Below are 13,125 nucleotides of genomic sequence, written 5' to 3' on the forward strand. Positions count from 1 at the left end.
AATTTTATAGAATTTAAAGGAAGGGTTTATGCAAGCTACCCATCAACTGAGCCGAGTTGCCAAAGCACTATTACTCACCAGTAGTCTGGCAAGTATGATTGCGCTAAGCGCATGTAACTACAACCCTTTGCAAAGCGCATCTCCCCCAGTCGCTATTCCCAAAAAGGAATATATACAAAAAGGTCAATGGGATGCTTTTAACTTTGACCAACTTAATCAATTGATTGCTAGCTATGGAAAAGATAGCCCTAACTATAATCCTGACAAGCGTCCGTATATTGTCACTGACTTTGACAATACCTCAGTATTTTTAGACATCGAAGAAGCAACGTTAATTTATCAACTTGAACACTTAGCGTTTAATGTTACGCCAGAGCAGCTTAATCAAATTATTCGTAAAGGAATTAGCTCGCAAAATTTTGAAGCCGCCTACAATAACCAGCAAGGCCAAGCAGTCAATATTGATAAAATCGCCCCAGATATTATTGCCAGCTACACATGGCTTTATCACCACTATAGCGGTCTAAAAGGTAAGCAAAGTCTGGAGCAAATTAAACAAGATCCGCATTATCTCGATTTCATTACTAAAATGAGATATCTATATGCGGCGATTGGAGACACGTTTGATCATGAAGTTGCATATCCGTGGGTCACTTATTTGTTTACTGGGCTTACCGAACAACAAGTCCGTAATTTGGTAAAAGCAACGGTTGCTTGGCAAATGCAGCAACCGATTGGACCTGTAACATGGACCTCACCCGCAGCGCTTTCGGGCCAAGCAGGCGTTGTGAAAACCACTTGGGAAAATGGTTTAAGACCATACCGTGAAATGCAAAATCTATTTAAGGCCTTTCAGGACAATGGCATTGATGTCTATGTCTGCTCGGCGTCTTTTATTGATGTGATTAAGGAAATTATTTCTAATCCAGAGATCGGCTATAACATTAATGAAAAAAATGCCTACGCGATGGAGTTAGAACGAGATGCACAAAATCGAATTTTACCTGAGTTTCGTCATGGCTATGCTCAAACTCAAGGTAAAGGCAAAACTGCAACCATCCAGCGTTTTTTAGTCTCTAAATATGGTTACGGGCCAATTTTTATCGCAGGTGACAGTGAAGGCGATCAAAATATGATGCAAGATTTTGCGACGACTCAGAAAGTACTGATTATCAACCGATTGCGCAGTCCGAGTTCTGATATCGGAAAGTTTTCTCAGCAGGCTGTGCAGGGCTATGGGCAAGCCAATCCTAAGTTTTTACTACAAGGTCGCGATGCCAATACAGGTCAATTTAGACCTTCAATGGCCAGTTTAAGTTATGGCGCACAAACGGCAAAAACTACAAAAAATTAATATTTCACTTATTTTCTCATGCCTACAATACATGTTGTATGCATGAGAAGCCGCTTAATTTTTTGTTTTAGTTCTGCCCTTTTTGCCTATCTCTAATGCATTTTCTGCCTTCTTTTAGTTCGCTACCCAACCTTAAATACAACTCTTGATCTCTTCTTAAAGAATCAAGCCTGAAACTTAAAACAGCAACACATAAGTCATTATTTTATAAAAACTTTTAATAACACAAAATCATGGATGTAAGTAAAAACTGGTATGGCTTTTGCTTAATATAAGAATAGTTAGGAATAAATATCATGAGACTTGACATGTTACATCTCAACCCAGCTCATCTTGTCGATTCAAATATGTGTAATCAAGGTGTATTGTCTGCAGCTGCCTCTGGATTAAGCGAGTTTATTCGTCAAAAAGGTGCAGATGTTGATCGTGTTTTAGGAATTAGTGGTATTAATCCTGAACTTTTAATCAGCCCAACTTTAAGCTTACAACTGCCCAATTATTGCAAGGTGCTAGAGCAAGCAGCACTGGTTTCTGGTTGTGATAATTTTGGTCTGCATTATGGTCAACAGTTTCAACCGAAATCATTAGGACTCATTGGGTACATTGGTCTTTGCTCAAACACCTTAGAGTCTGCACTCATGAACATGACCAATAACTTTTATTTGCATCAGAAAGATACACTCAATCGAATGGTCGATTTGGGAGATAGCTGGCGCATAGATTATCAGGTTCAACACGGCGCGATTTTAACTCGCCGCCAAGATGCAGAACTGACCATGGGCATGTTTATGAATGTGATTCGTGAAGTGATGGGTCCTCATTATTCACCACGCGCGATTCACTTTGAGCATACTCGACCTGAATTCTGGCAAGAGCACAGCAAATTATTTAACGCGCCTGTTTATTTTGATCAACCTTTTAATTCCATCATCATTTCAAAAAAAGACGTCCAACATAATATGCCGGGGCGTGATTCTATTTTGTTAACAGTGATTCTAGATACACTACTCTTACTCAATCGTTCTTCACCAAGTCAAAGTCTTGCAGATCAGGTTCGCTCTCACATCCAACTTGAACTGAGTGAAGGTGAACCAAACCTTGAAAAAATCGCTCATGATATTGGTTTAACGAGTTGCACCCTTACCCGCCGTTTAAAAAATGAAGGACTCACCTTTACCCATTTAGTCGATCAGGTCCGTTGTGAGTTGGCCGAGCATTATATTAAACAAAAAAATATTCCAATTTCAGAAATGGCATTCTTATTAGGTTATTCAGAAGTAAGTGCTTTATCACGTGCATTTAAGCGCTGGTTTGGTGTGACTCCACGTCAATTAAGACACTAAAACATTGCAAATACAGGCCTTGAATAAAGGCCTTTTTATTATTTAAGTAATTCGAGATATCTTCTAAAGACGTATAAGATAATTGAACAAAAAAATACCCCTCAAATTAGATTTAACATCCAACTTGAAGGGTATTTTTTATATTTAGAGTGACTTACTTTAATTTTGTTAATGCTTGATCCAAAGCACCGACTAACCAATCGATATCTTTTATTTGGAAAGCCAAAGGTGGGCGCAGTTTTAATACATTGCCATAAGGACCTGCAACTGAGGTTAAAACTCGATGAGTATTTCTGAGCTCTTCAATAAGGTTCAAAGCCAACGCTTTATTCGGCTCTTTTGTGGCTCTATCTTTAACCAGTTCAAATCCTATAAATAAACCAGCGCCACGGACATCGCCCACCATCTCATGTTTGTCCATAAGTTTAGTGAGTTCTTTGAGAAGTAGCCCTCCCACATATTTGCTATGGGTTTGCAATTCTTCTTCCTGAATGACTTTAAGTACAGCCTGTGCCGCTGCCATAGAAACAGGATTACCACCAAAGGTATTAAAATATGGAATTTTATCGCTAAAAGCAGCGAGGACTTCACTCTTGGCTAAAAGCCCTGACACTGGAACTCCGTTACCCATTGGTTTACCTGTGGTAATGATATCAGGCACAACATTGTGACGACCAAAGCCCCAGAAAGAATCACCAGTTCGTGCGAAACCCGGTTGTACTTCATCAGCAATAAAGATACCGCCATTGGCATGCACAACATCAACCGCTTTTTGTAAGAACCCAACAGGATTAGGCATCACACCATCAGAAGAGAATATTGAGTCCGCTAAAAAACCTGCAAACTTGATGCCTTTTGCATTCATATCATCAATTTGTTGCTGGATCTGCTGAGCGAACCATGTGCCTAAATCATCAGTTTGAATCCGATAATAATCAGGTGCCGGAACTAGACGAGTTGTCGCATCTAAAGGTTGTTCAGTTCCAAGCGCTGGAGAGCATCCTGAGGTTAAGCTACTGGTCCCATGATATGACTCTTGAGACACAATAATTCCTGTGCCACCGCTATATTCACGTGCAATACGAATCGCTAAATCATTCGCTTCTGAGCCGGTACACATATACATGGCACGGTCAATTTCATCAGGAGTGGTTTGCAAGAGTTCTTCGGTATAATCCAAAATATTTTCATGTAAATAACGGGTATGCGTATTGAGCATTTTCATTTGCTCATTTACCGCTTCAATCACCGCAGGATGACAATGTCCGATACTGGCAACGTTATTGTAAACATCTAGATATTGATGACCTGCTGCATCCCATAAATATTGCCCCTGACCTTTCACCAGATGCACGGGATTACGATAAAACAAGCGATAGGATTCACCTAAAATTTTATTTCTTTTATCGGTCAGTTTGCGGGTAGCATGGTCCAGCTCAGCAGCATGTTCTGGACGAAAGCTATTGGTATCCATAATGGTTGAACGCGTACCCATGAATGACTCCTCTATTTATATTCAGCATACTTTTGCACAAGACGATGACTGACGTAGGCAACTCATACGCTGATTCGAAATATTTCAGTATTTGATTGAAGTTACGCAAACCATATTGCTGAAGTATCTTTAAAAAAACTTGACCTCAGACCACTTAAGCCACGATTTGAAGTCAACTCTCAATGTTCATCCAATAGCTATTTTAAAATTAGAGTTATATCTTTCCCCCAAATAAGCTGAAACGTCTAAAGAAAGACATTAGAAATCATATTCCAGTAGCTTTCTCTGTCGTCTGCTCCATCTGAGCTTAAATGCTGAATAATTGCGCCTTCAATCATATATAAAAATAGTTTTGCATCTTGAAAAGTCGCATCGTTTTTTAGTTTTATAAGCTGGCTATAGATTTCATTGATTAGCCAAGTTCTATATTTAATTGCGACTTGATAGGCTTTTGAATAGCTCAGTTTCGTTTCAAAAATGGCTTTAAATAATAGGTAGTAAAGCCCCTCTAAATCTCTATGTAAAAGATAAAGCTGTTTGAGTTTATCCTTCGCACTTATGCCTTGGCCGTACTCAGTAATTGAAACCACTTTTTCTTTTAAACGTTCTTTTTGTACGATCAAACAGATTTCAATAAACCGCTCTTTTGAGTGAAAGTAGTTATAAAAAGTCGCTTTTGGAACTTCGCACTCTTTCACAATTCTGTCGATTCCAACCGTATGAAACCCGTAATGGTGAAATAAATAAATCGACGTATTAATAACTTGTATAGCACGTGTTGGAAGAACTAACTTTGGCATCGTTTTACCGTTATAAATTATTGTTGTTTCTAAATGAGATACTTTTTTGGGAGAAAAAAAGGCACAGCAAAGCCGTAAAGACTGTGCTTGGCACATCTCAAGTTTGTTATTACTAAGTTTTAAATAAAAAAGACTTAAAGCCTGAAAACCTTAGGGCAATCAAGCTGCTTTAAAATTTTTTAAGCTGTGTTGTTATAGCTTTTGGCATTGAAAGCCAAGAAATAATGGATGTGCAAAGCCAACTCCTTTTTATTGGGAGTTCTGCCAGACATTAAAATTATGGTGGCAGAACGAAGGGGGTTCGCGGACTGGCCTTAAGACTCCAGCACACCCAAGGGTGTCCCCCTCCGTTCCACCATAGAGGGGGCACGAGGGTGTACACACTAAAAGTATAAAACCTTTAATGCTCCTAAGGGACGGTCCGCGACGACCGACTGGCAATGTGGCCAGCAGGCAAAGGATAGTGCTCTGTACTATTGCAGTCAAGCATGCAAAATGACATTTGTTTTAAATTAAATCGTTAGGAAAGTAAGGCTAAATAATGAGTTGGTTATTGTTAAGTGGGGGTTGTAGAAGGAGGATAAAAATTAAGTTTATTCTAAAGGATTAAATCGATTTTATCTTAGTATTAATGAAAAACCCTTTTTCTAAATAGCTTTGATAACTTGGCAGCAGAGCAATATATAATCAACTTCTTTGATTTATAAAGGGTTTTTTAATAGGCGCATTATATTACTTTTAGTACCTCTTAATATTTTTAACTAACATTTAATATGCTACAAAAATTCCAATTAAATCTATGCCTTTGATTAATTATGGTTTATAATTTTTTTGTTGAATCTGAAGCGATGCCAAAACACGGCAAAAACTTCAATGATGCGACCCGAGTACAGCACATCACACCGATTTCAGCAGGGTCCTTGACAGGATCATATACGTTCATCGAGTTATTAGTGAACAGCAGTGATGGTGTGATGCGTAGAATACTCATTCCTCTTGCTACCATTCTTAAAGAGGAATCCAACATAAATTCGGAGGTCGTGGCTATGAAGGCTCAGCAGATTCAGCATAGTGGAGATGTTTCTCAGAACATATTTCTGGCAGTAATGATTTTAATCATGATAATTGTGCTATTAATTAGCCCTTTTAGCATCGGGACACTACTGTCATGTTTTGTTACAATTTTCTGCTTGGTAAATGACTTAGTAAAATGCTATAATAAACAGGCTGTAAGTTATTTGCAAAACTGCACTCAGGTTGAATCTGAAGCGATGCCAAAACACGGCAAAAACTTCAATGATGCGACCCGAGTACAGCACATCACACCGATTTCAGCAGGGTCCTTGACAGGATCATATACGTTCATCGAAAAATTAGTGAACAGCAGTGATGGTGTGATGCGTAGAATCACTTCGTACCTGTATGGGTAGCTGCATTATAAGCATACAGAGAAAGAGTTAATGAATTTTGAGACTTACGTGAAAGAGAATTTCATTGCAACTTTCAACAAATTATTTAGAAAACAATCATCTAACCTATTAACTATTAAGTACTATCCAGAAGATCTATCTTTCACTGAATTCAATTTAAAAAAAGAAAAAATTTTAGCTGAAGTTTTAAATGACTTGGCTACTAAAACATATTCACCTAAATCCCTACATCCTAGCTTTCTAGAAAAGTCGGATGGATCATTAAGATTAATCTGTATTCCCTCTATAAAAGACCGAGTCATACAAAAACTCATTTTAAAATATATTAAAGAACATCACGAAAGTAAGTATATTTTGGCAACTAATCATGATTTCTCAGCTAAAATTTCAGAAGCTGGAGCAATAAAAGCAAGAACTAAGGCTTTAATTTTGAGAAACCAACATCCATATGTGTTAAAAACCGATATTTCATCTTTTTTTGATAATTTAGATCGTCGATTAGCTATCAAAACTGTCAAAGAAAAGCTTGATATACCTGAAATAAATTATTTACTAGAAAGAATTATTAAGGTCGAAACAAGATTTCAAAAAGATAATTTAAACAATGAAAGGGAAAATGCTCTTTTGAAATCTAAAAAGGGCAAAGGGATTAGACAAGGTATGCCCATGTCATCATTTCTCGCATCACTTTATCTACATGATTTTGACAACTTTATTGAGAAAGAAAATATTAAATGTGTAAGATATGCAGACGACTTAATTATTTTTTGTTCATCTCGTAAACAAGCCTTAGATTATCTAGAAAAAGTAACTATAGAGTTAGAAAAAATAAAACTAAATATTCCTCCTTTGGAGGATAAATCAAAAACTCAAATAGTAAAAAATAAACCTATTGATTTCTTAGGGCTGGAGTTTAGATTTGGTGGTACTAAATTTAAAGCTTATGTGCCGGATGTAGTTTTTAAAACAATTCATCGTAAATTAGAAATCTATGATTCTCTAAACAAAAATCTTAAAAATAAAAAAGATTTTTCTGATGTAATTCAAGATATAAAATACATCTCGAATGGATATAGTGCAGCTTTCCCTGATGCTTGTAATATTAGTGAACTAGAATATGAAATAAATACAAAGAAAATAATTATTTTTTCAAAGCTTTTAACATCACTTGGATTAGATATAGAACGCCTTAGTGCTCGTCAAAAGAAATTCTTTTTTAGCATATAAAATAGATATATCCCCCCCCTCAACGATTCCAAATCAATTTGAGTCCATTCAAAATAAAATCTAATTTGCAATAATTTATACTATTTATAAATTTGATAGTTCTCAATAAGATTTTTGATCGTTAAAGCACTAAATATAATTTGAAATATTAATGCAAAAGCATCTAAAATATTTTGATTAAATGATAAGTTATTTAATAGAATTATTGATATACCTACTGAGCAAGTAGCTTTAACTATTTCAGAATTAACTCCACGAAAATATTTAATACATAAAACTGTCGTATTAAATAAAACCATTAAAATCCAAGCTACCATTGGGGATAGACTCATCATTTTGACAATAATCGTGAAACCTGTTGGAATTAAAAGTCCAACTTCGACCAAAAGTGGTATATTAAAATTTCTAATCATTTGCTCAAATCCTTATTTAAGCACTTAAATTTTAATAAAAAAAATATTAAAATTAAGTCTATAGTAAAGAAAATTTTCTCGACATACTTTTTTTAGTTGCTCTTTAAATAGTGTCTTATAACCAAGAATCGTCAAAGTTATTGCGGTAGCTTCAGTCACTAAAAGAGCAATTTTTTCGGGTGCTATAAAATTTACTGATCTAAAAATTATAGTATCAAGTAAAGAAAAAAAAGTTGCGCTTAATACAGTTGCTAAAACTGCAACTAAAAATTTCCAATAATTCAAGATTAATACTCCTTAGATTATGGTGAATAATTATGAAAATAGCACAACTTCAAATTATTTTTTTGAATATGTTAAAAATTCTGAAAATTAATTTATTTACTCGTAATAAGTAAAAATGAGCATAAACAAACTCAACCACTCTGCTCAAAAACGACCACATCTTACGGCGCAAGTCTGTAACACGTAGATGTAAATAAAGCGACTCTATTATTCAAACCGTCTGTTATCAACACTTCATAATGTGCGAATTTTTTACTACTTCCGACCTTGGTTGCCGTTGCAAATAACACCCTATCTTTCGCACCGCTCATATAGCGAATATCAGCCTGTAGGCCTGTATATGGCGCATCCCCTGCATTACAAGCCATCGCAAAAGCAATATCGGCTAAAGAAAATATCACGCCACCATGCACGCCGCCCAATGCATTCATGTGTTCGTCTTTCACATTAAGCTGACAACGTGCTTCATCAAAACTGCGATGCAGCACTTGTACACCCAATAGCTCTGCGAATTGATCAACCGCAGTGGTTTCATTTTTTTGCACAAACGTCTCCCTACTCGTGCGAGTATTCCTTAAGTGTTATGAACTCATGTGTATTGAAATCGACTGATTAAAAGCCGTTAAACACTATCTTGTTTAATCTGATAGTTTGAAGAACTAAAGTCCTTATAGGTCAGGCGGTCATCCAACTCTGAGGCTAAAGGCTGAACTTCTTGCATTGAATTTAAGCAGCGCTGTGCAAGCTCAATGTATTCTTGCGTGCCTCTGGTTTTCCACTTTTTTTCTTGTTCTGATAACTCACGTGCAACCTTGGCAGGACTGCCCATTGCCAATACATTTGCCGGAATAATGTCTTTGGTTTTAACCAAACTATTTGCACCAATAATGGTGTTTTCACCAATTTCTGCATAGTCCAAAATTACGCTATTCATGCCCACCAAAACATTTTTACCAATGCGGCAACCATGTAAAGTTGTGCCATGCCCAATGTGTCCCATTTCCTCCACTAAAGTCACGCTTTGCGGAAAACCATGTACGGTGCAGTTATCTTGTATATTGGCATTTTGCTTAATATGAATACGACCAAAATCGGCACGTAATGAGGCAAATGGCCCGACATATACACCCGCTTCAATAATCACATCACCAATTAAAACAGCAGTTGGGTGTACAAAAGCCTCTGGGCTGACCACTGGAATAACACCGTCAATACTATAACAAGGCATGATTTAACCTCTCATTTGTCGCCACCAAACCTCCGAAACGGCGCCAATAATGTGCTGTAGCATTTGGCATTGGCCCTTCTGCTGTTGCGGCAACAGACAAGAAGTATTCATCCGCAGGTTCAAATACTTTTTTATAAATATTCATTGATAAAGTTCGTGCACTAATCGCAGGCCAGTCTGTAGGCAATAACTCAAGCGGTAATGCAGGGTCTTTCAATAAAATCCGTCGATAATAATGAATCAGCAAAGTTCGAATTTGAAAGGCCTGAACTGGTTCGAGTTGTTCGTTTTCTTGCATAAGCAAGACGCCAATTTCTCTAAAAATATCGAGAAACTGTAGGTATCTTTGACGTAATTCATCGATGGGCCAGTTGGTTCTGAGCATACGACCAATGGTATCGACCGAATTATTAAAGAGCTGCAATGTTTCGGCTTTAAACACCACCACTTGCTCACTCATATTTAAGTCAACTAACAAGCGTTGCAGTTCAATACGGTTACAACCCGGATAAGCCATTAAGTTTGTCGAAATATTGGCAAATCCTAACCATTCGAGTTCTTTCTTTAGCAACGCTTTATTTTCAGTGTCGAGGCTAGACATCAGAATAAGATCCCAATAATGATCCCACTCTTTCATCTGGTCATTATAAATGCGTTGCTCGGCTTGCAAATAGGTCGAACGGCTTGAATCGGTAATACGATAAAAACTGGTTCTGCCGATTTTGTCTGAACATAACCAATCATTTTTAACTAAACGAAAAACAGAGGTTCTTACAGCACGGTCATTAAAACCAAATAGCTCTAATAACTGAATCAGGCTTGCAAGACTAATGTTTCCACCCCGATGAAGTACAGAATCTCCAAAAATTGTCGAAATAAGCGAAGTTCCACTTAAGGTCTCATTCTTTACAACAGAATCAATTATTTGCTGTATTTTTGCACTCATACTCATGTCTTGGCGTTTAGTTTCAGGGTATAGATTCTATACCCTGAATGATCTTGATGTTAAGCAATCTGACGCATATCGATTACCCGCTTTGCCTTACCTTCCGAACGAGGTAAGGTCGCTTCTGTAACAACTTCTACAGTAACGCTAATCCCAATCATGGTTTTAATACGTTTCATCAACTCCTGAGCAAGTTGATTGGCCTGTATAGTACAGTTATGACACATCTCTGTACGAATATGCAAAGTATCCATATGTCCTTTTTTAGTCACCAAAATTTCATAATTTGGAACTAAATGCGGAACTTGCAAAATTTGCTCTTCAATCTGAGTCGGGAAAACATTCACGCCGCGAATAATAAGCATGTCGTCACTTCGGCCCACAATTTTATCCATTTTACGCATCGCCAGATTTTCACCCGCCAGTAAACGGGTCAAATCACGGGTACGGTAACGAATAATCGGTAAGCCTTCTTTGGTAATGGTCGTAAAGACTAACTCACCAAGTTCACCATCTTTACAGACTTCACCCGTTTCAGGGTTAATAATTTCTGGGTAGAAATGATCTTCCCAAATGGTTAATCCCTCGCCCTCACCTAAGCACTGCATGGCAACGCCCGGCCCCATCACCTCAGACAAACCATAAATATCGAGTGCTTTAATATTGAGGCGTTCTTCGATTTCACGGCGAAGTTCATTGGTCCATGGTTCAGCACCAAAAATACCGACTTTTAAAGACGTATTACGTGCAGTACCAAATTGTTGTTCCAGCTTTTCAATAATGCTGACGCAATACGATGGCGTAACCATAATTGCAGTAGGTTTAAAGTCTTGAATGAGCTGAACTTGCTTTTCAGTTTGTCCGCCAGACATTGGAATAACCGTTGCACCTAAGCGCTCAGCGCCATAATGTGCGCCTAGACCACCTGTAAAGAGTCCATAGCCGTAAGCAACCTGAATCATATCTTTGGCACTTAAACCTGCCATGCGTAAGCAACGCGCAACAATGTCTGACCAAGTATTAATATCTTTTTGGGTGTAACCCACTACGGTCGGTTTACCCGTTGTGCCTGATGATGCATGTAAACGCACAATTTGCTCTTGCGGTACGGCAAACATTCCAAACGGATAGTTGTCTCTTAAATCCTGTTTGGTTGTAAATGGAAACTTTGCCAAATCGTCTAAAGTCACGAAGTCGTCAGGATGTACACCTGCTTCATCGAACTTTTTCTTATAGACCGGACTATTTTCATATACAAAAGTCAGGGTTTGTTTTAACCGTTTAGTTTGCAGCTCTCTAAGCTCTGCAAGTGTTAATTGTTCAACATTATCCGTTGTAAGGCTGTCCATCGCCTCTCTCCTCATTATGTATTTTTAAAAACCGTCTGAATTAATTTAAGTTTTCCAAAATCAGTGCGACGCCTTGTCCCACACCTACACACATCGTGCAAAGTGCATAGCGTCCACCTCTTTTTTTTAGCTCACGTGTTGCAGTAATCACCAAACGAGTACCACTCATACCTAACGGATGCCCTAATGCAATCGCACCGCCATTTGGGTTAACGCGTTCATCGTCATCTTTTAAACCAAGTTCACGCATACAAGCCAAAGATTGGGCTGCGAATGCTTCATTCAGCTCAATCACATCCATCTGATCTAGCGTTAAACCTGTTTGCTTTAAAATTTTTTGCACAGCCGGAACAGGACCTATACCCATATATTTGGGTTCAACCCCTGCACTTGCAATGCCAATTACTCGTGCTAAGGGTTTTAAACCATGTGTATCTGCAAATTCACGGTTAGTAATTAACACACACGCGGCACCATCATTTACACCAGAGGCATTTCCGGCAGTCACCGAACCGCCTTCTTTCTTAAACGGCGCTTTTAGTTTTGCGAGCGCTTCAAGTGTCGTTTCACGCGGATGTTCATCGCGGTTCACCACAACCACGTTTTTCTTACGGTCTACAATCTCGACTGGCAAAATCTCGTCGTTAAAGAAACCGTTTTGTTGTGCCGCAGCCGTTTTTTGTTGACTACGCAATGCAAACGCATCTTGGTCTTCACGACTAATCTGATATTTTTCAGCTACATTTTCGGCAGTTTCAGGCATGCTGTCGGTGCCATATTGTGCTTTAAGTTGTTTATTTACAAAACGCCAGCCAATGGTCGTGTCATAAATTTCAGGTGTACGGCTAAACGCTTCGGTCGGTTTAGCTTGTACAAATGGTGCACGGCTCATTGACTCAACACCACCTGCCAAAACGAACTGTGCTTCACCTGCTTTAATTGAGCGTGCTGCAAGCCCTACCGCATCTAAGCCTGAAGCACACAAGCGATTGACGGTCATGGCTGGTACAGTATCAGGTAAGCCTGCCAAGAGTGTTGCCATACGTGCAACGTTACGGTTGTCTTCACCTGCTTGGTTAGCACATCCTAAAAACACTTCGTCTACCGTATTCCACGGCAAGTTCGGGTGTTTATCTTTTAAATATTTGATGGGCAATGCAGCTAAATCATCTGCACGTACAGCACTTAGGGCACCTGCATATCGTCCAATTGGGGTACGAATAAAATCGCAAATTAAAACGTCTTCCATATTGAC

Annotated in this window: 13 protein-coding genes; 4 read left to right on the plus strand and 9 right to left on the minus strand. The window is 38.2% G+C overall.

What is annotated here, in order from left to right; genetic code table 11:
• Nucleotides 1–28: 28 nt before the first annotated feature.
• The gene (locus RMB03_RS07680; RefSeq protein WP_311075119.1) at nt 29–1,354 is read left to right on the plus strand and encodes a haloacid dehalogenase-like hydrolase; all 1,326 of its coding nucleotides are present in this window, start codon (nt 29–31) and stop codon (nt 1,352–1,354) included.
• Nucleotides 1,355–1,662: 308 nt separating this feature from the next.
• Nucleotides 1,663–2,697 carry an AraC family transcriptional regulator gene (locus RMB03_RS07685; RefSeq protein WP_311075413.1) on the plus strand — a complete coding sequence of 345 codons (1,035 nt, stop codon included), beginning with the start codon at nt 1,663–1,665 and terminating at the stop codon, nt 2,695–2,697.
• Nucleotides 2,698–2,851: 154 nt separating this feature from the next.
• Here the strand turns inward: RMB03_RS07685 and RMB03_RS07690 are convergent, their stop codons facing one another.
• The gene (locus RMB03_RS07690; RefSeq protein ID WP_002157177.1) at nt 2,852–4,192 is read right to left on the minus strand and encodes an aspartate aminotransferase family protein; all 1,341 of its coding nucleotides are present in this window, start codon (nt 4,190–4,192) and stop codon (nt 2,852–2,854) included.
• A 245-nt stretch (nt 4,193–4,437) separates the two neighbouring features.
• On the minus strand, nt 4,438–4,992 hold the full coding sequence (locus RMB03_RS07695; RefSeq protein ID WP_311075121.1) for a TetR/AcrR family transcriptional regulator: 555 nt from the start codon (nt 4,990–4,992) through the stop codon (nt 4,438–4,440).
• 815 nt (nt 4,993–5,807) lie between these two features.
• On the opposite strand from RMB03_RS07695, the gene RMB03_RS07700 reads away from it, so the two are divergent.
• Nucleotides 5,808–6,422 carry a hypothetical protein gene (locus RMB03_RS07700; RefSeq protein WP_311075123.1) on the plus strand — a complete coding sequence of 205 codons (615 nt, stop codon included), beginning with the start codon at nt 5,808–5,810 and terminating at the stop codon, nt 6,420–6,422.
• 30 nt (nt 6,423–6,452) lie between these two features.
• Nucleotides 6,453–7,649, plus strand: coding sequence for a reverse transcriptase domain-containing protein (locus RMB03_RS07705; protein WP_311075125.1), 1,197 nt, complete (start codon nt 6,453–6,455; stop codon nt 7,647–7,649).
• A gap of 80 nt (nt 7,650–7,729) precedes the next feature.
• Here RMB03_RS07705 and RMB03_RS07710 read toward each other — a convergent pair whose 3' ends face one another.
• The 7 genes from RMB03_RS07710 to pcaF all read right to left on the minus strand — a co-directional run bounded on the left by RMB03_RS07710 (nt 7,730) and on the right by pcaF (nt 13,119).
• Nucleotides 7,730–8,062 carry a hypothetical protein gene (locus RMB03_RS07710; RefSeq protein WP_311075126.1) on the minus strand — a complete coding sequence of 111 codons (333 nt, stop codon included), beginning with the start codon at nt 8,060–8,062 and terminating at the stop codon, nt 7,730–7,732.
• A 24-nt stretch (nt 8,063–8,086) separates the two neighbouring features.
• Nucleotides 8,087–8,347 carry a hypothetical protein gene (locus RMB03_RS07715; protein ID WP_311075128.1) on the minus strand — a complete coding sequence of 87 codons (261 nt, stop codon included), beginning with the start codon at nt 8,345–8,347 and terminating at the stop codon, nt 8,087–8,089.
• 161 nt (nt 8,348–8,508) lie between these two features.
• A complete protein-coding gene (locus tag RMB03_RS07720; RefSeq protein WP_311075129.1) occupies nt 8,509–8,892 on the minus strand; it encodes a PaaI family thioesterase in 384 nt (127 codons plus the stop codon).
• A gap of 77 nt (nt 8,893–8,969) precedes the next feature.
• Complete coding sequence (locus tag RMB03_RS07725; RefSeq protein ID WP_311075131.1) at nt 8,970–9,575, minus strand: DapH/DapD/GlmU-related protein; 606 nt, start codon at nt 9,573–9,575, stop codon at nt 8,970–8,972.
• Nucleotides 9,562–10,527: a phenylacetic acid degradation operon negative regulatory protein PaaX gene (paaX, locus tag RMB03_RS07730; protein ID WP_000062822.1), complete on the minus strand. Its 966-nt coding sequence runs from the start codon at nt 10,525–10,527 to the stop codon at nt 9,562–9,564. Before paaX ends, RMB03_RS07725 begins: the two co-directional genes overlap by 14 nt.
• 53 nt (nt 10,528–10,580) lie before the next feature.
• Nucleotides 10,581–11,870, minus strand: a complete 1,290-nt coding sequence (paaK, locus tag RMB03_RS07735) for a phenylacetate--CoA ligase PaaK (RefSeq protein WP_017390397.1) — start codon at nt 11,868–11,870, stop codon at nt 10,581–10,583.
• A gap of 40 nt (nt 11,871–11,910) precedes the next feature.
• Complete coding sequence (pcaF, locus tag RMB03_RS07740) at nt 11,911–13,119, minus strand: 3-oxoadipyl-CoA thiolase (RefSeq protein ID WP_000390396.1); 1,209 nt, start codon at nt 13,117–13,119, stop codon at nt 11,911–11,913.
• Between the last annotated feature and the right edge of the window lie 6 nt (nt 13,120–13,125).

Origin of the sequence: Acinetobacter sp. V91_7 (genome assembly GCF_031799075.1) — a bacterium.
Taxonomy (GTDB): domain Bacteria; phylum Pseudomonadota; class Gammaproteobacteria; order Pseudomonadales; family Moraxellaceae; genus Acinetobacter; species Acinetobacter calcoaceticus.